The following is a 19,188-nucleotide window of genomic DNA, read 5'->3' on the forward strand; positions in this document are numbered from 1 at the left end:
ACGTTCGTACTACAAACAGGTTTACTTCTTCTTTTTCAAAACTTTATCTAACTCTTCTTGCGCAACTTTAGCTGCTTCATCTAATGCTTTCTTTGCTGGAACCCCTTCAATCTCTACTTTATCTTTTGCTACATTTAAAGCGTCATTGATTTTTCCGCCCGTTGGATCTACAAATGGTCCCACTCCATTATTGTTGGCTTGTTCTAACGGAACTAATGCTTGTGGTTGTTTTTTAACAAATTCAGCATATGGACCGTACTCTGTTACATTGTTACGAACAGGAATATAGCCTGTTGCCATTGACCATTCAGCCGTTTTCTCCGTACTTGTCGCAAATTTCATAAAGTCATATGCACCTTTCGCTACTTCTGGATCAATATTTCTCGTTAATGTGAATAAATATGTTTCTAATTTTGGCGCTGGTTTATTATTACCCCAAGCTGGTTGTGGCAATGCGTCAAACGTGTTAAGACGTTCTTCTTCCGTCATTCCTTTACCTAATGATTTGAAAACAAATCCTTGGTCACCAGATGATCCTGTAAACCCTAATGTTCTGCCTTCTACTAAATCAATTACTGTTTTATCCCAATATTCCCATCCAGTACCACCTGAATGTATTTTCATAATTTTATCTTCATGAAGCCATGTGCGGAATTCCTCCCATACCGTAACCCAAGTATCATCGTTAATTAATACTTTTTTACCATCTTCACTTAATACATTACCGCCAGCACTGCGAACTGCATCAATTAAGTTTGACGTCCCCCACATTGGCATCCAGCCAGCATATGAAACATTTCCGTTTTCACCACGTTTTGCGACTGTTTTTGCTACCTTTTCTACACCTTCCCACGTCTTTAAATCCTCTTTTGTAAAGCCATTCTCCGCCAATGCTTTTTTATTGTAATAAAAAATTTGCGTTGTACCGTAAAACGGAATGCCATATAACTTCTCGTCAATTGTTGCTTGCTCTATAAATCTTTTTCCATAATCTTCCTTTTTTAAATTGGTATCATTTTTAACATATTCATCTATAGGTACGATTAACTGTTTTTTAGCATATTCTTGAATGACATCAGAACCTAGTAATGCAATTGCTTCTTGGTTATTCGCTGCAAATCCACTTTGTAGCTTTTGATATGACTCATCGTAGCTACCCGCTTTTGTCGTTTTCACTACATATTTGTCCTGACTTTTATTGTATTCTTCCACAATCTTATCTACACGATCTGCAAGAGAGCCCCCTACTCCATTAATGAATGGAACAACAACCTTCTCCCCTTCTTTACTCGCTTTAACCGTACTTCCTTTTCCACCTGAACAACCCGCAAGTGCACTAACAAACAATGTTAAAACTGTTAGAAGCATGAATAGTTTTTTCATCCCACATATCTCCTTTACTATTTAATTACCCCTTTATTCCTGAATCAGTAACACCAGATAAGAACCATTTTTGTAGAATTAAAAATACGATTAAGAGCGGCACCGTTGCGATTGTACTTGCAACCATAATGTGTGACCAATCTCGTCCTAAAGAACTATTAATGAAATAATCAGCAATTCCATTCGTAATTAGTTTTTGTGTATTATCTTTCAAAATAAGAGCTGGCCAAATGTAATTATTATAGTTACCAATAAATGTGACCAATCCTAGAGTTACAAATGATGATCGTGTCATTGGAAAAATAATCTTCCAAAGAATTCGCCAATCACTCGCTCCGTCAATTTTGGCTGCTTCTACTATTTCAAAACCAACTTTATGGAACGTTTGTTTCAAATAGAAAATACCGAATACGCTAACAGCCATAGAAATCATGTATCCAAAATGTGAATCAAGCAAACCAAATTTCCCTAACATTACATATACAGGAACATACGATACAGCTCCAGGGATCATATAGGTTGCCATCACAACACTAAACGTAATATTCTTGCCTTTAAACTTATAAAATGCCAACATATAAGCAAAAAGCGCTGACGAAACAAGTACATATATAGTAATGATGAAAGAAGTATAGAAACTATTAAATAAATATGTGCTAAATGGAAGTATATCTAATACTTGCTGATAATTTTCCCAGTGAAATTCTTTAGGCCAAAAACCTCCTTGTAATACTTCACTAGATGTTTTAAACGAACCAAGCACCATCCATATGAATGGAAAAATAAATAGTATACTTGATAACGCTAGAAAGAGATGCTTTACGATTAATGGACCTTTTTTCATATTATTCACCTTAATAGTTCACCCACTTGTCACCTATTATTTTGTTTATAACAGATAGTAGTATTGTAATGATTAGTATGATAAATGCGATTGCTGTTGCAGATCCCATATCAAATTGTTCAAACCCTTGTTGGAAGAATAAATAAAGTAACGTACGCGTCGAACCACTAGGTCCACCTTGTGTTAAAATTTTTATTTGATCGTAAGCCTGCACTGAAGAAATTGTATTGACAACAACTAAGAAGAAAGTTGTTGATGAAACCATTGGCAGTGTTACATATCGAAATTTCTGCCATGAATTTGCTCCATCAATACTAGCTGCTTCATATAAACTATCTGGAACTTTTTCTAATGCGCCAATATAGAAGATCATCGTCCAACCAACTAATTTCCAAACTGTCACAATAATGACTGCTAACATCGCTGTTTGACTACTTTGAAGCCAGTCCAAACCTGGTATCCCAAAAAAGTTTAGAACTTTATTAATAACTCCAAATTGAGGTTCATATAAAAGTGACCACACAATGGATACAGCTATTGTTGGCGTTACCCAAGGTGAAAAAATCATTAATTGGTACAATGCAGAACCTTTAAATTTTTTTCGGAAGAATAATGCGAATCCTAAACCTAATGCAATCGTTGGAATCACTGTTCCAATTCCGAAATAAAACGTATTTAGCAATGCTTGCATAAAAGAATCTTGTGTAAATAAATTGAAATAGTTTTCTAAACCAACAAAGTTAAAATCATTCGTCATAAAATCCCAATCAGTAAAACTAATACCTAAGCTAATGAAATTCGGAATAATCCAAAACAATATTAGAGGTATTCCAACTGGTAGTAAAAAGAACACAGCTTTTGATAGTTTTATTTGCATTCTTGCCACCTCCTAATTCATATTGTACGAGTATATTATTAACACAATGTTGTTAATTTGTTAACTAATTGTAAAAACAACAAATAAACAAAATAAAACAACATATAAACAAAAAGAAGACTATTTCTCAACTTACTAAGAAATAGTCTTCTTTTTGTTTTCTATACTGTTATTACTTCTACCCCATTACTTGTTAACACATTGTGCCACGCCTCATCGAGCTTAGCGTTTGTATATAATGCATCGATGTCACTGAAATTCCCGCTTTTATAGAACTTTGTTAAATTAAACTTTGACTCATCAGCCATCATGACAACTTGTTTTGCATTATTCTTTAACTGCTTATATATTTGTGCATCTTCAATATACGAACATGTTAGTTCTTTTTCTAAAGAAATTCCATCACAAGAAGCAAATAACTTATTAACAGTGAAATGGTCAAGATAGTTTAACGTCATTTCTCCAGACAATGCTAATGAATTTGTATTCAATATTCCTCCAATGACTATTAACCTGCAATCAAAGGAATCATATTGTTCTTTAAGCTCAATAATTTTATTAACAGCTGGTATCGAGTTTGTTAAAATCGTCAAATTCTTTTTATCGTGTATGTAATCCAAAATTTGCATTGTGGTTGTCCCAATTTCAATTGCGATAATATCATTATCTTCTACGAGTTTACTTGCTTCCATTGCAATTTTTCGTTTTTCTTCAATATTCTCAGCTCGGCGCCTATCAAAATGAAATTCTAGTGTTTGATCTTTTTTCTTAATTGCACCACCATGTATTTTCGTAAGCTGCCCTTCCTTGTGCAACATATCTAAATCTCTTCGTATCGTTTCTGTTGTAACATTTAGTACCTTCGCTAAATCATTTACCATAACTCGGTTGTACTTTTCTAACTCATCTAGTATGTGTTTTCTACGTTCAAATTGCGTGTACGATTTCATTTCATTAACACCTCTTCAAATTACGAAAAATATTGTTTTTCTAAAAACTCTTATTATTAGAACGACTTAATCGTTACTTTTAACATAACATCATTTACAGAAAGAAGGAACGATTATCTGTACTATATTTCGTCAAAGGAACAATGGTATATATCACCATATTCACCATACTTTTTTATTACAAGAAGTCTATTTGTTTGGCACCTTTTTTATAAAGAGCAGTACTTTTTATTTTCATCTGAAATTCAAATTTACTTAACAATAAAAACACGATTATAATAAATAAAAATTTATTGTTAAACGATAAATTTCATGTTAGATTAAATAGATAATTAATAAATGAGGTGCTTTATATGAAACAAAGATCAACACTCTTTTTAAAGACAGCTATTATTCTGATTGGAATCCCTGTTCTTGCTTTGTGTATATTTTTAGTTCCTAACATAGGGAATTATGCAGCGGAATTGTATCCCGATATTGCATATATAAAATATCTTATTTTAATCAATCTGTATGCAACGGTGGTACCTTTTTATTTCGCTCTGTATCAAGCTTTTAAACTTGTATGCTTCATTGATAAGGGTAACGCTTTCTCGAAATTATCTGTTAGAGCTTTAAAGAAGATAAAACAATGTGCAGTAACAATCAGTATTTTATATGTGGTAGGTATGCCACTCTTCTATCTTGTGGCGGAAAGAGATGATGCACCAGGTATTATTATACTTGGCATGCTCCTAATCTTTGCTTCAATGGTTATCGCAGTCTTTGCTGCCGTTCTCCAAAGACTTTTAAAAGATGCGATAGATATAAAATCAGAAAATGATTTAACGGTCTGAGGTGAATAACATGGCAATAATAATTAATATTGATGTAATGTTAGCTAAAAGAAAAATGAGTGTAACAGAGCTTTCGGAGAAGGTTGGAATTACAATGGCTAACCTTTCTATATTAAAAAATGGAAAAGCAAAAGCAATTAGAATTACAACTTTAGATGCTATTTGTAAAGCATTAGAATGCCAACCTGGGGATATTTTAGAATATCAACCTGAAGATACCGAATAAAAAAGAGTCCTTCTTGTATGAAGGACTCTTTTTATTGCTCATTACGGCGCAAAATTTATTTGACCAGTAAACAATAAGATAATCGCGATAATCCAAAATATAAAAAATGATGAGGACAGTACTAATGAAATAATAGCAATCCCCTTCTTCTCTGTTTTTTTCGTCATTGTGATTATTGAAAGTATAATACCTACCCCTGTCAGAGTAATCGTTACATAATCTCCAACTATATTTCCCGCATTCGCTATTCTCGTCGGAGTTATAAAAACGAATAAAAAACACATAATTCCGATGAGTAAAGATATATAGCTTATTATGCTGTACTTCTTTTTGGAAACTATTTCTGTTTTTTATTTAATATATAAACCAGCTTTTTCAATTACAGGAGTAAGATCTTTCATTTTCTCCTCTGATAATGCGGTTTTCATCTTACTATCAAATTTTTCATGCACTTCTTTATACTTAGCTTCATTTTGTAACGACTAAATCCGCCCTATCCCTCGGCAATTCCGCTTCCAAATAATACTCCTCAGCTTTCCAATACCTCCTTTGAAACTTTGGAAGGTTCTTCTGCGTTTCCTCACTCTCGCGAAGAAACCTTGTCTCTCTTGAACAATCCAAATACACCATATAATGAAAGAAATTTCTCCATTCTTTTCGCTGCAGAAAAACACCTTCAACAATTATTACACCTACTAAAGGAAGCTGTATTTCTTTCATTTCACATATGTCTGTTTCATCATGATAGAAAGGCAATTGTACTTGTATATCGCTTTGTAACTTCCAAAAAAAGTTTCGCTGCAACCACTCTATATCCCATTGAAGGTTGTAGTACTCATACCATTCTGCAAATCCAGTATTATATCGCTTGTTACGCTCGGTAATGTGATCGTCAATATGAAAAATATGAAACGGGATTCCACTTTGCTTCATATCTGCTTCCAACTCTTTAACCAAAGTTGTTTTACCCGAACGACTTAGTCCGTCTATACCTAGTATAAATCGCTCATCTTTATGTTCCTTAATAACTTTCATTATTTCATTTGTGCTCATTACTTTTTCCAATCTTCTTTTAATAATGAATAAACGACCGTGTCATGAGCAACATCATTTTGAATCATATATTTTCGAAGTAATCCTTCTTCTTGAAATCCGGCTTTTTTTAATAAATTACGGGAAGCTTCATTTTCTATATATACGACAGCTGCAATTCTTATAAAGTGTAACGTTTCAAATCCGTAAGCTAGCATTGCTTGCAGTGCTTCGGTTGCGTATCCTTGTCCCCAATATGTATCATCTAGCTCATAACCAATTTCAGCTCGTTTATGATGATTGTTAATTAAATGAAACCCACACGTACCAATTAATTGATCCGTGCCTTTCTTCTCTATTCCCCAGCGAAATACACTTCCCTCTTCATTACGCTTTCTAAACGTTTGAATAGTCGTTTTCGCTTGCTCAATATTTTCGAAAGAGTCCATTCCGAAATAACGAATAACGGATTCTTTTGAAAAATAATGGAACATCGCTTCTGCATCTAATAGTGTAAGTTCTCTTAATAGTAAACGTTCTGTCTCTAATTTTGGAAACCCCATCCTCTTTTTCTCCTTCTATTCTAATGAACTACAAATTTCAATATAATTACCGTCTGGATCGGCAATGTAAGCAATTGTTTGTCCCCACGGTTTTACGATTGGCTCAACTAGAACTTTAACCCCTTGTTCTTTTAATTTCTCAATCGTTCCCTTTACATCTTCTACAACAAACCCTAACTCAAAATGAGAAGATTGTAGTACACCTTCTGTAAGAGGTAGTCCCGTTAACTCCTTAACATCCTCTCGTGTATTCATCGCTAAAATTGTTGCTCCTGTTTCAAATTCAATATATGTACCGTGCTCTGCTCTTATTGGTAATCTTAAAATTTCTTTATAAAACTGAAGACATTGCTCAAACTTTTCCACATATAAAATAATGTATTTCATTTTTAAGTTCATAATTATTCCCCCTTAACCTTCACCTCTAAAAATTCGACAAATGTTTTTAAAAACCTTGTACCTTATTGAGATGAGCACAAAAAAATGAGGCCGATTTCTCGGCCCCCCAGCTTATTGGCATAAAACAGGAGATTTGGTTTGGACATAACCAGTTCTTACATTCATTATATTTTATTTTTTCTGAATTTTAAATATAATAAATACCTATTTATGTTGAGAAAGTTTTTTTACTTGCATAAAATCATACCGCTTAAGAAATGCTACAAATGGAGGTGTATACATATGGAACCAATGCTTTGTCCAAGTTGTAAAACGAACCGAACTCGCTTTAATATTCTCGAGCAACAAGTAAAACCAGTAAAATTAAATCCACAAACTGGTCATGTAGAAGAAGAATACACGAATGAAACGATGAACGCTTTTCATATGGCTTATCAAGGACCTACTTACCGCGTCCAATGTGCTGTATGTGGGCTTGTTGAAAACCCAGAACAATTTATAAAACCTGCGCAAAATCAGTCTTTCTCTTAAACATTTCCCTACCCCCTATCAATTTTCTATAGGGGGTTTTTCCGTTTTACGTAAGCAAGGTGGACAATTGCTGTTTAATCAAAGGTTCCTAATTCATCTACATGTCTACTATTCATACACCGTCATATATTTTTCTTTTCCACACAAATATAGCGGTCCAATAGAATCAAAGAACAGCTAAGCCTTGCGACCCAAAGTAAGGAAAATTTGATGAAGCAACAACCTGCAACCTTACTAGACTACCATCACTTTGAATATTAAATACTGACACTGTGCCCTGATTTCCATTAAGGGTGTAAAAATGTCGTCCATCTTTACTCACTCCAACATCCATCGGAAGACCCGGTGCTGTCCCCGGCGGTGTACTAGTAATATGCCTTACTACTGACAGTACTCCATTGGGGGCGATTTGGTAGGTGGAGATGGTGCCACTTAAAGTGTTCGTAGTGTAGGCAAAACGTTCATCCTTCGTTGTTATAACCCAACAGGCAGTTTTATATCCGTTTTGTACAGAGCCGCTGATTACATGAAGAGTACCATCATTGCTCAATGAATAAGATGACAACGCATTTGAAACTGCTTCTGTAACTAAGAGAATTCCGGACGATAGAAAGTAAGCACCCAATGGGCCTTTACCGTAAGAATCATTAACAATTGGTCCTGTGACCGTACCATCTTTATTTACATGGAAGACACTGAGATGGTTTGATGTAAGCTCGGAGACAACAATTTTACTACCATCCGGGGTGAAGAGAACTTGTGCGGGCTGAGCATTAAAGGTACTGAGAGCATGAGTGGATCGTGGAATAGGTGTAAGGTTTCCCTTATCATCTATGTGAAATCCAGTAATATTTGATGCAAAATTGTTTGCAGCATTACCTACATTGGAGACATAGAGAAGATTATCATACACACCAATGCTATTGGGCTGAGCACCTCCTGATGGCTTTACATCCACGAAAGTCGGCACCCCGTTATCTGCTATGATAAAACTACTGATACTATGACTGCCTGCGTTAACTGCAAATAGGAAACGACCATCACGGGACAAAGTCAGAGAACCTTGTGATGCTAGAGGATCTATACCATCGTTTGCCGTTTCTGTAGAAACTTCCTTTATACCAGTACCTCTTCCGTAAGTTCGGTAAGAACCCACAAAGGTGAGCATTCCATTCGTATCCATATGAAAAGCAACAATGTGATTCATTACTTCATTATTAGTCATCATGTATACCATACTCGCACGAGCACGAAAATAATTGTTCATTCTCTGCATTTTATGACTCTCCTCCCTTCATAATTTTATATGGTTCTTTTTCCAATTAAATTCCCATGCAAATGGAAATTGATTTAGAAATATCTCTTACTCATCTCGTAGTTTCTTTAAGTGAAAACCTTATTCACTTCCATATTATATTTTAAACTCCATACTCTTCTGGTAATATTTACATAAGAGAGGTGAAATAAATGATTTTAAATAAAAAGTTAATGATTCCATCTACATTTCTACTATTAACTTGTCACATAGGTATTTTTTACTTTTGGATTTTCGATTGGAAGAAGATAACAACTCCTTACGGTCTAGCTATATGGATTGTTTCTACTGTTTGCGGCTTTTTACTTTATTACCACTTTAAACATCAAAACTCTAATAAAATAGTATTAATCAGTAGTTCATTATTATTAATCGTTTCTTCATCATTTATGATTTTTTCAGGTATTATTACTAGTACTATCTTTATAACTGTTAGTTCTATGCCTTAAATATACAGTCTTTTATTATGTAAAAAAGAGTGAACAAAATAAAATTACATAGAAATGAAAGAAGATGATTCCCGTATAATATCTACGAAATCATCTTCTTTTAAAATCCACTCTTTATTATAATATTTCACTTTTCAATTTCTTAATTTTCCAAGAGATCCTTATAAAGAAATAAACATACATACAACTAACAAGCCCCATCATAACTTTCGCCCACATTGGCACTATTGATTCTGTTGAATTTAAAAATGTGTTAAACATTAACGGTAACATAGCTATTGAAATAAATGCAAAAAATTGTAATAACTCCTTCATTTTTTGCACCTTCGTGTCCTTCTCTGAATATATGTCAGGTAACTCATTTTCCTCTTCTACCTCTTTACAAAAATAATTCCATTTTGCAAAACTCGTTACATGTTTCCACCCACACATTTCATATATATCAATATATTCTTTTTGTTTTTCTTTTGAATCTTTATAATCCAATCTGAAATCCGCTTTATATACTACATCTTTCGGCTTAGTTTTCTTAAATGTATACATTATATTATATTTTTGTAATGCCCAGCCTTGTTGGTGCATATTCCGTAAAAAAGCTTCTTCTTTTTCTACGCTCCATACCGCGAAAGGTTTGAATATCTTCTTTGTCTCCATCTTCCATTCACTCCCCTAATATACTGTTTCCATTCCTTACAGATCTCTGCAGTCTGTTATACTCTAGCTCTAACACTTCTCTACCAAATGGTGTTAACTCGTAGCACTTCTTTCTGTCTGTAGAGGCAACTTCAACAATCAATTTCTCTTTTAATAACTTCGTAGTATTCCCATATAAAGTACCAGGACCGAGCTTTACTTCCCCATTTGTCATCTCTTCTACCATTTGCATAATTCCATAACCATGCATTGGCTTTACAAGTGACAACAATATGTAATATGTCGCCTCAGTTAATGGAATGTATTTTTGCGCTTTCGCATTCATTATAACTACCTCCGATACATCGCTTCATGATATATCGACTCGCGATACATCGTATATCGATATTGTATAATCATATTCCAAAATATGCAATAGTAATTTAATAATTAAATATCTATTTCTTCGGATTAAAAAATCATACTAATTTTCTGAATAATTTGTTAAAATATAGAAATATCCACTTTTATTTTGAAAGGAATGATACATATGATAAATAAATTAAAAGAAAACATAGGATCTGTTTTTGTCGGTAAAGAAAATGTAATTGATTTACTCCTCGTTTCACTGCTTGCTGATGGACATGTACTGCTTGAAGACGTACCTGGTACTGGAAAAACATTACTAGCAAAAACAATTTCTAAAAGCATTGGTGGTAATTTTTCTCGCGTTCAATTTACCCCTGATGTACTTCCGAGTGATGTAACAGGTATTGAATATTTCAATCCAAAAACTAGTGAATTCGAATTAAGACTTGGACCAGTTATGACAAATATACTACTCGCAGATGAAATTAACCGCGCGATGCCGAGAACACAATCTAGTTTGTTAGAAGCGATGGAAGAACGACAAGTAACGCTTGAAAAGCAGTCTACTCCTCTTCCGAAACCGTTCTTTGTTATTGCGACGTAAAACCCGATTGAATCACAAGGAACTTTCCCTCTTCCAGATGCACAACTTGATCGTTTTTTAATGACGATTTCAATTGGTTATCCGTCTCCTGAAGATGAATTAAAAATGATGCGCCGTTTTCGTAACAATGCACCGTTAGAAAGCGTCACATCTGTCATTTCTTTAGAAGACATTTTAGAAGCACAGAAACAAGTGAAAGAAATTTTCGTATCAGAACCGTTAGAACATTACATTATTAAGCTTGCTCACGCTACAAGAAATCATGATTACATTGCTAACGGTGTAAGCCCGCGTGCTACATTAGCTTTAGTACGTGCCGTTCAAGCACTAGCCTTTTTACGCGGCAGAGAATATTGCACACCTGAAGATATACAATTTTTAGTTCCTTCTGTTTGGAATCACCGTATCGTCTTATCAATGGAAGGTGCCTTACGCACGACAAAAAATGAAATCACGCAAAGGATTTTAAAAGAAGTTGACGTACCTGTGGAGATTGAACAAGCATGAATGGACAGCGCGTTGTAACTGTACCTTTATTTTTTCAACTCCATATTATTCAATTAACTGTGCCAGGCGCTATACTATTTACGTTTTTTCTGCCGCAACGAATTATTATGTTTCTCTTTTTCTTCTACTATTTATTTGCGATTTTCATTTATAAATATGTCGCTTACATAGAGAAAAGATTTCAAGTTATAAATGAAAAACAAACAACTCGGCTTTTCCCTGATGAATCTGGACAGTTTTTTATTCATTTAAAAAATGGTGCAAATATACCACTCGTTAACGGCGTTTGTTATTTTCATTTAAATTCATCTCTTATACCGCATAAGGATCAAGGGATTGAACAAATATCGAAAACGTTATTTTCTTTCCCATTTTCACAACCTGCTCATTCAGCACAAAAATGGGATTTAACATTAACCGCAACGAAGCGTGGTGTGTTTCAAATTGAACAGTTCGAATGTGTTTTAAAAGATCCTTTTCATCTTTTAACTGTACATTTACCTGTTTTCGATAAGTTAAAGACTGAAATTATTGTGTACCCTTCTCCTAAAGAGGTAGCCGGTTTACAAGAACTTCAGCAACTATTAACAGGTTCGTATCGAACGAATTTCTCTTTTTACAATGATGAAACATCCATTATCGGTGTTAAACGATATGAACGTGAATCTTTCCGCTCTATTCATTGGAAAGCATCTGCTAAAATGCAGGCGTTACAAGCGAAGCAATATGAACCTGTAAAAAATTATAGTTGGACGATTTGTCTTTCTTTAGCTGCTGATCGTGGGTTTGGTTGGAAAGAAAATGTAGAAGACCTTATTTCATTTACAACGTACATTTGTCAATTCGCAACGAAGCATCAAATTCCGTTTGAGTTATTTATTAGCGTTTTAGCAGAAGGTGGCCCTTTGCTTTTACCATTAAACGAAGGACAAACACATTACGCCAAAGCGTTAGAAGAATTAGCACGTATTTCAGATGATAGTACGCTACTTCCGAAACAAGGATTTCTTCACTATGTAACGAGAAAAAGGGAACGCTCATCTACAATGATATACATTGGTTTGCAGAAAAAGGAGCTCCCTCTTCTATCTCAGCCTACGTTCCTCATTAATAATGAAGGGATGGTGGAAAAGCTTGAAAACTTGGCCCTATCACGTTAATGACTTTATTCTGCTCCTCCTTCTTTCATTATTAACGGAAAGAGATGAGCTCATTGGTATTGCAATATTTTTAGTGACCGGTTATGTAGGAGTATTTCTTATTCATAAATTTATGAAGAAAAAAACAACAGGTTTTGTACTACTGTTAGTTATTCAAATAATCGGTTGTTCTTTATTTCTACCTTTCTCTATTTTAGGCACAATATTATTACCACTGTTTTTCTTTATCGTACACTCTGTTGGACCGGGATATCCAGTACAAAAATCGTTAGGCGGTATTGTATGGTTTGTCGTTTCAGCTATATTTTATGCCCCCTTTCCGCCATTGTGGAAATTGTTACTATTAACTTTACACATTATGATTACATTTTGGTTAACAGGTTCCAATCGTAATCAACAGCTATTACGTTTCACTTCTATTATTACGATTGGAATAATTAGCGCTTTACTTATTCCGGTATTTCCTTATATTCGGCTTCTTTTTTCTTATATCATACAAGTAGTTGCCTTAGGATTTGGTTATGCTTTAAATCCATTGTTCTCGGCAGCTGCATTAAAAGATACAGACGACTTTTGGTCGAATAAAGGAAATTTAAAAGATCCTCAAATTAAAGAAGAATTGGGGCAGCGTCCTTTTGATCCAACTCTCATAAATAGCATTACAATAATAGCCTGTACAGCCATCGCTATTTACGTCGTTTGGAAAATAGTAAAAAAACGAAAACATTTAAGTTTACCAAATATGCCTGTCTTTGAATCTACAATCATTACTGATAAAGAAGGCATTAGCCAAAAACGCTTCAAACGAAATAAACCACCACATAACGAAATTCGAAAAGAAATTTTCAAACTCGAGAGTAAGCTATCTCCTCCTTTAAACCGAGAACGAGGAGAAACTGTTGAAGCTTGGCTAGAGAGAATTAATGTTGAAGAAGAGGTAAATATTCAGAGTCATATTATTATAGACGCGTATAATGCAGTGCGTTATTCAAATGGTGAAAACACTGTACTTCTGCATGAATTTAAGGAAGAGGTTTATAAGCTTTATGCGTATCAGAAGAGTTTGAAGAAGAGAAAATGATGTATACAAAAAGACTCCTATTAAACTAGGAGTCTTTTTGTGTAAAAGTCCACGTTGCTTTTCACAAATTATGCTTTTTTTCCTGCTTCAATTTCTAAAGATTCTTCATGCCACCAAAGTGTTTCTTCAGGATCCTCTTTAGCAATTTGATGTGCTTCTTTTTTCGATTCGACAGTAGGGTAAGAACCTTTTAGTGCACGTCCTGATGTTGTGACAAACAGTACACTAAACACAATTAATCCAATTACACTTACACCAGTTAAATAAAATGCTGGTGCCAGTGGATTACCAGTAGCATGAACTAAGTATGAACATACAAGCGGCGTTGTACCACCGAATATAGATACAGAAATATTAAAGGAGATAGAAAGCGCACGATAACGTACATCGGTGAAAAAGAGTGCTGGTAATAACGAAGGCAATGTTCCTTCATATACACTAAGGAAGAAACCTAAAATGAAAATACCCGCAAACATGGCTACAATATGTCCGTTACCAATTAATAAAAATGCTGGAATTGAACATAATGCTAAACCAAGTAAGCCAATTTGTACTACGCGTTTATTACCTACTTTATCACTTAATTTACCGAAATAAAGTGCCAGTGGAATCATAAGTGCCATCGTAATTGAAATAATTAATAAGCCCGTTGTTTCTTTGACTTTTAGTACTTGTGTTAAATAAGAAGGAATATACGAAAGGATCATATAGTTTGTAATGTTAAAGAAGGCAACAATTACTGTGCTTAATAAGAAGTCTTTTTTGTGATATTTTAATATATCCATAAATGAAAATTGTTCGTTGTCTTCAGATTCCTCTTGTGCTTTTTCCATCTCTTGAAAGATTGGAGATTCATCTAAATGACGTCGTAAATATAAACCGACCAAACCAATTGGTGCAGCAATTAAGAAAGGAATACGCCATCCCCAGCTGAGCATTTGCTCATCTGTTAATAATAACGTTAAAATGGTAACAATTACCGAGGCAGCAATGTAACCTGAGAGTGTTCCAATTTCAAGACCACTACCGAGTATACCACGCTTTTTATCTGGAGAAGATTCTGCGATATAAACCATTGCACCTGAATATTCGCCGCCTGTAGAGAAGCCTTGAATCATTCGAGCAATTAAAAGTAGTATTGGTGCCCATACACCAATTTGTTCATAGGTTGGTAGTAATGCGATGAATAATGTAGAAAGTGCCATTAAAATAATAGTTGTACTTAAAACAATCTTTCGGCCATACTTATCTCCTATTCTACCAAAGAAAATACCTCCGATTGGTCGAACGAGAAAGGCCGCTGCAAATGTACCAAATGTAAGTACAAGTTGCAAACCACTATTATCCACACCTGAGAAGAATAATTGACTTAATATTACCGCTAAATACGCGTATAATCCAAAGTCAAACCACTCCATTGCATTCCCAATGCCAGTAGCAACAACTGCTTTCCTCGCTTGTTTAGGATTGACAATATTAACGTCTTGAGGTTCAAAATTTAAATCATTATTTTGTTGCATATAGTAAAACAGCTCCTTATTTAATTTAACTTCTTTAAGCACACCTTCTCTTACTAGAATAAATTCAATACGAAGCACTTAAGGAAAAGCAACGTCTCCTTATCTGTTATTATTGTTTCACATAATTAATTATTTGTCCAATGAGATGATCCCTAGGTTAAGTAATTTAGTATTTTAAAAAGCTGAAGAAGGCGCTATACGAGTACCTTTTTCAGCTTTTTATTTTAATATGTAAATTTATTTTTTTCACCCCTATTTTCTTCCTATTTGAATTAAAAATAAGGTGCTTTTTCATAAAGCTTTTTAAACACTTGCTATAGCTGATAAGCTATGAATACAGGAGATAAACTCATAAATAAATGCATCAATCTCTTCTTTTGTAATTATATATGGAGGAAGTAAACGGATGATGTTCCCTTGTGTAACGTCAACTAACATCCCTTTCTCCATTAGCTCTACCTGTAATTTCTTTACATTTGTATTCGTATCATTCAAACTAATTCCAAACATCATTCCAGCATGACGTACTTCCTGAATATAATAAGAATTTTCATTCTGAATTTCTCGCAATTTATCATTTAGATATAGTGACATTTCATAAGCTTCTTGCATTAAACCATCGTCAATCAATGTATTTAAAACCGTTAACCCTAAAGCTGTTCCCATTGAAGAATGAGCAAACGTTGTACCATGATCTCCTGGTGAAAATACATCACATAGCTTTTCACCTACAATGATTCCCCCTAGCGGTATCCCGCCTCCTGCTCCTTTACCAATTTGAATAATATCCGGTGTAATATTGAAATTTTGATAAGCAAATAGTTTACCAGTTCTCCCCATACCACTTTGAACTTCATCAACGATAAGAATGACATTATATTTATCACATAAGTTTTGAACACCATGTAAATATTCACCCGATAAAGGGTATATCCCCCCGCTACCTAATACAGGCTCTAGCATAATCGCAATTGGATTTTCTTTAACAATTGTTTCTTCTAATTGCTCTATATTCTCGCGCTCTACTTCATATACAGGAATCGATGTTTTAGGGAAATTTTGATATACACTTTCTTGTCTCGTAAAATGAAGTGCCCCTAACGTACGCCCGTGGAAGCTATTCTTCAGCACTACGATTCCTTCACGTTCCTCATGCGTATTCGCTCTATATTTATCAATTAATTTCAACGTTGTTTCTGTCGCTTCCGTACCAGAGTTTGTAAAAAAGACTTTTCCATTTTTTAAAGAGCAATCAACTAATTTCTTTGCATACTCAATCGCAACTGGGTTTAAAAAATGAAACGGAAGATGCAGAGATTTCGTAACTTGTTCCATTGTCGTTTGCACGATTTTCGGGTGATTATACCCTAATACGTTCACTCCGACACCAGAAAATAAATCTACATACTCTTTACCATCCACATCATAAAGCTTGCACCCTTCTCCTCTTTCTATTGCAACCTTCGTACGACAATACGTAGGCATCATATATTCTTTATCTAATTGAAACCAATCCGACATAATAAATTCCTCCTGGCTATTTTCCCGTTTTTCATGTTCATTATCTATAAATTCATTTACAAATTAATTTTTAAGATTGAAATTTTAATAGTGGTTTTCTTCCACCTTTTAAATAAAACGTGTTATTTCTCTTCCCGATATTCATTTTTCCATAATTTCTTCTATTTCAACAGGTCCACTGCATGTGCGTTTTTTTCATCTTGCGGTATGTTACCAATTTGAACTTTGTATGTAATACATAATCAAGGCTAAAGAATCATATTTAGTAACAATCGACGAAAAAAATTTGGAGGCTAAATCGATGAATGAAAAATATGATAAACAGAGGCAATCTTTATTAGGAGAAGACTTTAACCAAAATCGAGAACTTAATGAACCAGCTAAACTTCACTCTCAAACAGTTGGTTCACGTGGACCTGTTTTAAAGCAAGATAGTGTACTGCACGAGGCGTTACAAGAATTCATTCATGAAAAAATTTTAGAAAGACCTGTTCATGTAAAAGGATTTGGTGCATTTGGTTATTTCCAAACGATATATCCGATGTCTGAGCATACAAAACTAATATTTTTACAAAATTCTAATGAGAAAGTTCCTGTTATGGTTCGCTTTTCTTTAGCTGTCGGTATAAAAGGAACACCTGATACATCTAGAAATGTAAGTGGCTTTGCTACAAAATTTTATACAGAAGAAGGCATTTTTGACCTTATATGTAATCACATTCCTGTCTTTTCTATTCGTGATCCGATGCGTTTCCCAGAATTTATTAAAGCATTCTTACCTTCACCTAAAAATAATTTAATTGATCCTGATAGGTCTTGGGGCTTTGTAGCAAGAGCGCCTGAATCGATTCATTTTATTGTACGTTTATACTCTGATGCTGGTACGATAAAAAGTCTTCGCCACATTCCAGGACATAGTGTAAATACATATGTTTGGAGAAATGCTCAAGGTATTAGAAAGTACGTTAAATACCATTGGTACCCATTTGAAGGTGTACAATACATTAGTCGCGAAGAAGCAAATAGACTAGCCGCTGAAAATCCTGATTACGCTGGTAAAGATTTATACGATGCGATTGCGGGTGGCAAACCGGTGGAATATGGCCTATATGTTCAGCTTATGGACCCTAAGGATGAAGCAAATCTTTCTTATGATCCTTTAGACGATACAAAAGTATGGGATGAAAAAGAGTATCCCCTAATACCAGTAGGCAAAATGGTATTAAATAAAAATCCTGATAATTATATGGAACAAGTAGAAAAAGTCGCCTTCTCCCCTTCTAATTTACTAGACGGCACAGAATTATCTGATGATAAAATACTGCAAGGCCGTGCTAACATTTATAGTGATTCTCAAAGAAGAAGAATTGGGGCTGAATTTCGTAAATTACAGGTTAACCAGCAGCAAGATTGGACACCAGCTAACCAAATAACAAGCGGTGACGGAAGGTACATTGAAGGTAAACTCGAAAGGACTTCTATAACTAAACAAGATGACTTTAAGCAGGCTGGTGAATTTTATGTGAAGTTACAACCGATAGAAAAAGAACATCTTGCCGAAAACTTAGCTAGTGATTTGAAAGTTATATCTGAGGATATAAGAAAGGTAGTTTTAGGGTATTTTTATAAAGTGTCAGCTGATTTGGTGAATAGGATTGAGAGTGCGATGCAAAGGCTTTAAAAATATAAAAAACGTCATTTTTAATGATGAAAATGACGTTTTTTTATGGCGAACTTACTAGTGATTTCTATCGACCACTGTACATTTATTAACGAAATCTTTCCCCTTCAAGATTTTCGTTATCTCATTTCATATTATGGTACTCATTTCTCTTTTTCAGATAATCTTTTTCACATTGTAACGGTTTGTATTCCACGATTTTCCCTTGCTTCTTTTTCGTTTCGGTAACAATCCATTCCCCTTTTTCAAGGTTTAAGCGTTTCATTACATTAGTATCGTCAATTTCTTTATAAAGTAAAAATGCTTCTTGCGCCTTCACAAACAACCTAGGCTCTCCTCTATATCCACCACTATCATAAATTTTAGTTAGTGAATTATAATAAGAATCATCAACCCGCCCACCATACATCAAATGTGCAGCCTCTAGATCTCTTTTGCTGACTTCCATAAAACTATTTTCATCAATATTTAAATCAAACGTAGATATGATGTCATTCATAATGTTTTTCACATACTTTTCATCACGCATTTTACTTTCTTCCAGACAATCTGAAGATAACCTTGGTGCATTTGACTGAGAATGTACCACATGCTGTATAGATACGCACAAAATAAATACACTTAAAACATACAATAGTTTTTTCATATTTAAGTATCACCTCAAATGATTTAGATACTATATTATTTGAGGCTTAGGATATTCTTAT

Annotated in this window: 21 protein-coding genes and 2 pseudogenes; 8 read left to right on the plus strand and 15 right to left on the minus strand. The window is 34.3% G+C overall.

The features are described from left to right. Positions 1 to 21 precede the first annotated feature (21 nt). The 4 genes from MKX37_RS14525 to MKX37_RS14540 all read right to left on the minus strand — a co-directional run bounded on the left by MKX37_RS14525 (position 22) and on the right by MKX37_RS14540 (position 4,054). The gene (locus tag MKX37_RS14525; RefSeq protein ID WP_078422427.1) at positions 22 to 1,383 is read right to left on the minus strand and encodes an extracellular solute-binding protein; all 1,362 of its coding nucleotides are present in this window, start codon (positions 1,381 to 1,383) and stop codon (positions 22 to 24) included. Positions 1,384 to 1,408: 25 nt separating this feature from the next. Beyond that, entirely contained in the window at positions 1,409 to 2,227 is an 819-nt protein-coding gene (locus MKX37_RS14530) for a carbohydrate ABC transporter permease (RefSeq protein WP_002110514.1), read from the minus strand. Positions 2,228 to 2,237: 10 nt separating this feature from the next. Further along, the gene (locus MKX37_RS14535; RefSeq protein ID WP_002165547.1) at positions 2,238 to 3,104 is read right to left on the minus strand and encodes a carbohydrate ABC transporter permease; all 867 of its coding nucleotides are present in this window, start codon (positions 3,102 to 3,104) and stop codon (positions 2,238 to 2,240) included. A gap of 161 nt (positions 3,105 to 3,265) precedes the next feature. After that, positions 3,266 to 4,054 (minus strand): DeoR/GlpR family DNA-binding transcription regulator, encoded by a 789-nt coding sequence (locus MKX37_RS14540; protein ID WP_002127921.1) that lies wholly within the window; start codon positions 4,052 to 4,054, stop codon positions 3,266 to 3,268. A 353-nt stretch (positions 4,055 to 4,407) separates the two neighbouring features. Between MKX37_RS14540 and MKX37_RS14545 the strand changes: the two genes are divergently transcribed. Both MKX37_RS14545 and MKX37_RS14550 read left to right on the plus strand, forming a co-directional pair. Next, positions 4,408 to 4,890: a DUF2975 domain-containing protein gene (locus MKX37_RS14545; protein WP_078422428.1), complete on the plus strand. Its 483-nt coding sequence runs from the start codon at positions 4,408 to 4,410 to the stop codon at positions 4,888 to 4,890. Between the two features lie 10 nt (positions 4,891 to 4,900). Continuing rightward, positions 4,901 to 5,116 carry a helix-turn-helix domain-containing protein gene (locus tag MKX37_RS14550; protein WP_000974615.1) on the plus strand — a complete coding sequence of 72 codons (216 nt, stop codon included), beginning with the start codon at positions 4,901 to 4,903 and terminating at the stop codon, positions 5,114 to 5,116. A 41-nt stretch (positions 5,117 to 5,157) separates the two neighbouring features. Here MKX37_RS14550 and MKX37_RS14555 read toward each other — a convergent pair whose 3' ends face one another. From MKX37_RS14555 to MKX37_RS14570, 5 genes and pseudogenes are all read right to left on the minus strand, one after another. Beyond that, positions 5,158 to 5,457 (minus strand): hypothetical protein, encoded by a 300-nt coding sequence (locus MKX37_RS14555; RefSeq protein WP_078422429.1) that lies wholly within the window; start codon positions 5,455 to 5,457, stop codon positions 5,158 to 5,160. A gap of 12 nt (positions 5,458 to 5,469) precedes the next feature. Then, positions 5,470 to 5,598 (minus strand): annotated as a pseudogene (locus MKX37_RS27455) (DUF3887 domain-containing protein); the annotation flags it as partial. Then, on the minus strand, positions 5,585 to 6,169 hold the full coding sequence (locus MKX37_RS14560; RefSeq protein ID WP_078422430.1) for a kinase: 585 nt from the start codon (positions 6,167 to 6,169) through the stop codon (positions 5,585 to 5,587). The gene MKX37_RS14560 and the pseudogene MKX37_RS27455, both read right to left, overlap by 14 nt. Next, positions 6,169 to 6,711, minus strand: a complete 543-nt coding sequence (locus MKX37_RS14565; protein WP_003190206.1) for a GNAT family N-acetyltransferase — start codon at positions 6,709 to 6,711, stop codon at positions 6,169 to 6,171. The genes MKX37_RS14560 and MKX37_RS14565 overlap by 1 nt, the downstream gene beginning before the upstream one ends. A 15-nt stretch (positions 6,712 to 6,726) precedes the next feature. After that, a complete protein-coding gene (locus MKX37_RS14570; protein WP_002013534.1) occupies positions 6,727 to 7,110 on the minus strand; it encodes a VOC family protein in 384 nt (127 codons plus the stop codon). 282 nt (positions 7,111 to 7,392) lie between these two features. Between MKX37_RS14570 and MKX37_RS14575 the strand changes: the two genes are divergently transcribed. Continuing rightward, positions 7,393 to 7,641 (plus strand): hypothetical protein, encoded by a 249-nt coding sequence (locus tag MKX37_RS14575; protein WP_002013535.1) that lies wholly within the window; start codon positions 7,393 to 7,395, stop codon positions 7,639 to 7,641. A 166-nt stretch (positions 7,642 to 7,807) separates the two neighbouring features. Here MKX37_RS14575 and MKX37_RS14580 read toward each other — a convergent pair whose 3' ends face one another. Further along, positions 7,808 to 8,917, minus strand: a complete 1,110-nt coding sequence (locus MKX37_RS14580) for a lactonase family protein (RefSeq protein ID WP_002013536.1) — start codon at positions 8,915 to 8,917, stop codon at positions 7,808 to 7,810. Between the two features lie 191 nt (positions 8,918 to 9,108). On the opposite strand from MKX37_RS14580, the gene MKX37_RS14585 reads away from it, so the two are divergent. Next, on the plus strand, positions 9,109 to 9,405 hold the full coding sequence (locus MKX37_RS14585) for a hypothetical protein (RefSeq protein ID WP_078422431.1): 297 nt from the start codon (positions 9,109 to 9,111) through the stop codon (positions 9,403 to 9,405). Between the two features lie 117 nt (positions 9,406 to 9,522). On the opposite strand, the gene MKX37_RS14590 is transcribed toward MKX37_RS14585, so the two are convergent. Both MKX37_RS14590 and MKX37_RS14595 read right to left on the minus strand, forming a co-directional pair. After that, on the minus strand, positions 9,523 to 10,059 hold the full coding sequence (locus tag MKX37_RS14590) for a DUF2812 domain-containing protein (protein WP_033730727.1): 537 nt from the start codon (positions 10,057 to 10,059) through the stop codon (positions 9,523 to 9,525). 7 nt (positions 10,060 to 10,066) lie between these two features. After that, positions 10,067 to 10,384, minus strand: coding sequence for a PadR family transcriptional regulator (locus MKX37_RS14595; RefSeq protein ID WP_000991891.1), 318 nt, complete (start codon positions 10,382 to 10,384; stop codon positions 10,067 to 10,069). Between the two features lie 204 nt (positions 10,385 to 10,588). Between MKX37_RS14595 and MKX37_RS14600 the strand changes: the two are divergent. The 3 genes and pseudogenes from MKX37_RS14600 (at position 10,589) to MKX37_RS14610 (ending at position 13,759) form a co-directional block, all read left to right on the plus strand. After that, positions 10,589 to 11,518: pseudogene (locus tag MKX37_RS14600) on the plus strand (AAA family ATPase). Continuing rightward, entirely contained in the window at positions 11,515 to 12,678 is a 1,164-nt protein-coding gene (locus tag MKX37_RS14605; RefSeq protein WP_002168123.1) for a DUF58 domain-containing protein, read from the plus strand. Before MKX37_RS14600 ends, MKX37_RS14605 begins: the two are co-directional and overlap by 4 nt. Further along, positions 12,653 to 13,759 (plus strand): DUF4018 domain-containing protein, encoded by a 1,107-nt coding sequence (locus MKX37_RS14610; RefSeq protein WP_078422432.1) that lies wholly within the window; start codon positions 12,653 to 12,655, stop codon positions 13,757 to 13,759. The genes MKX37_RS14605 and MKX37_RS14610 overlap by 26 nt, the downstream gene beginning before the upstream one ends. A gap of 68 nt (positions 13,760 to 13,827) precedes the next feature. On the opposite strand, the gene MKX37_RS14615 is transcribed toward MKX37_RS14610, so the two are convergent. Together MKX37_RS14615 and MKX37_RS14620 are read right to left on the minus strand one after the other, a co-directional pair. Then, the gene (locus MKX37_RS14615; protein ID WP_002185536.1) at positions 13,828 to 15,279 is read right to left on the minus strand and encodes an MFS transporter; all 1,452 of its coding nucleotides are present in this window, start codon (positions 15,277 to 15,279) and stop codon (positions 13,828 to 13,830) included. A gap of 303 nt (positions 15,280 to 15,582) precedes the next feature. Next, entirely contained in the window at positions 15,583 to 16,800 is a 1,218-nt protein-coding gene (locus MKX37_RS14620; RefSeq protein ID WP_002127942.1) for an aspartate aminotransferase family protein, read from the minus strand. 301 nt (positions 16,801 to 17,101) lie between these two features. On the opposite strand from MKX37_RS14620, the gene MKX37_RS14625 reads away from it, so the two are divergent. Then, the gene (locus tag MKX37_RS14625; protein ID WP_078422433.1) at positions 17,102 to 18,481 is read left to right on the plus strand and encodes a catalase; all 1,380 of its coding nucleotides are present in this window, start codon (positions 17,102 to 17,104) and stop codon (positions 18,479 to 18,481) included. 124 nt (positions 18,482 to 18,605) lie between these two features. Here the strand turns inward: MKX37_RS14625 and MKX37_RS14630 are convergent, their stop codons facing one another. Further along, on the minus strand, positions 18,606 to 19,127 hold the full coding sequence (locus MKX37_RS14630; RefSeq protein ID WP_078422434.1) for a hypothetical protein: 522 nt from the start codon (positions 19,125 to 19,127) through the stop codon (positions 18,606 to 18,608). Between the last annotated feature and the right edge of the window lie 61 nt (positions 19,128 to 19,188).

It is taken from the genome of Bacillus sp. FSL R5-0709, assembly GCF_038004785.1.
Classification (GTDB): domain Bacteria; phylum Bacillota; class Bacilli; order Bacillales; family Bacillaceae_G; genus Bacillus_A; species Bacillus_A mycoides.

Bases quoted from the DNA above. Each gene is read 5' to 3' on its own strand.
- MKX37_RS14525 (WP_078422427.1), bottom strand. From the start codon at position 1,383: ATGAAAAAACTATTCATGCTTCTAACAGTTTTAACATTGTTTGTTAGT.
- MKX37_RS14530 (WP_002110514.1), bottom strand. From the start codon at position 2,227: ATGAAAAAAGGTCCATTAATCGTAAAGCATCTCTTTCTAGCGTTATCA.
- MKX37_RS14535 (WP_002165547.1), bottom strand. From the start codon at position 3,104: ATGCAAATAAAACTATCAAAAGCTGTGTTCTTTTTACTACCAGTTGGA.
- MKX37_RS14540 (WP_002127921.1), bottom strand. From the start codon at position 4,054: ATGAAATCGTACACGCAATTTGAACGTAGAAAACACATACTAGATGAG.
- MKX37_RS14545 (WP_078422428.1), top strand. From the start codon at position 4,408: ATGAAACAAAGATCAACACTCTTTTTAAAGACAGCTATTATTCTGATT.
- MKX37_RS14550 (WP_000974615.1), top strand. From the start codon at position 4,901: ATGGCAATAATAATTAATATTGATGTAATGTTAGCTAAAAGAAAAATG.
- MKX37_RS14560 (WP_078422430.1), bottom strand. From the start codon at position 6,169: ATGAGCACAAATGAAATAATGAAAGTTATTAAGGAACATAAAGATGAG.
- MKX37_RS14565 (WP_003190206.1), bottom strand. From the start codon at position 6,711: ATGGGGTTTCCAAAATTAGAGACAGAACGTTTACTATTAAGAGAACTT.
- MKX37_RS14570 (WP_002013534.1), bottom strand. From the start codon at position 7,110: ATGAACTTAAAAATGAAATACATTATTTTATATGTGGAAAAGTTTGAG.
- MKX37_RS14575 (WP_002013535.1), top strand. From the start codon at position 7,393: ATGGAACCAATGCTTTGTCCAAGTTGTAAAACGAACCGAACTCGCTTT.
- MKX37_RS14580 (WP_002013536.1), bottom strand. From the start codon at position 8,917: ATGCAGAGAATGAACAATTATTTTCGTGCTCGTGCGAGTATGGTATAC.
- MKX37_RS14585 (WP_078422431.1), top strand. From the start codon at position 9,109: ATGATTTTAAATAAAAAGTTAATGATTCCATCTACATTTCTACTATTA.
- MKX37_RS14590 (WP_033730727.1), bottom strand. From the start codon at position 10,059: ATGGAGACAAAGAAGATATTCAAACCTTTCGCGGTATGGAGCGTAGAA.
- MKX37_RS14595 (WP_000991891.1), bottom strand. From the start codon at position 10,384: ATGAATGCGAAAGCGCAAAAATACATTCCATTAACTGAGGCGACATAT.
- MKX37_RS14605 (WP_002168123.1), top strand. From the start codon at position 11,515: ATGAATGGACAGCGCGTTGTAACTGTACCTTTATTTTTTCAACTCCAT.
- MKX37_RS14615 (WP_002185536.1), bottom strand. From the start codon at position 15,279: ATGCAACAAAATAATGATTTAAATTTTGAACCTCAAGACGTTAATATT.
- MKX37_RS14620 (WP_002127942.1), bottom strand. From the start codon at position 16,800: ATGTCGGATTGGTTTCAATTAGATAAAGAATATATGATGCCTACGTAT.
- MKX37_RS14625 (WP_078422433.1), top strand. From the start codon at position 17,102: ATGAATGAAAAATATGATAAACAGAGGCAATCTTTATTAGGAGAAGAC.
- MKX37_RS14630 (WP_078422434.1), bottom strand. From the start codon at position 19,127: ATGAAAAAACTATTGTATGTTTTAAGTGTATTTATTTTGTGCGTATCT.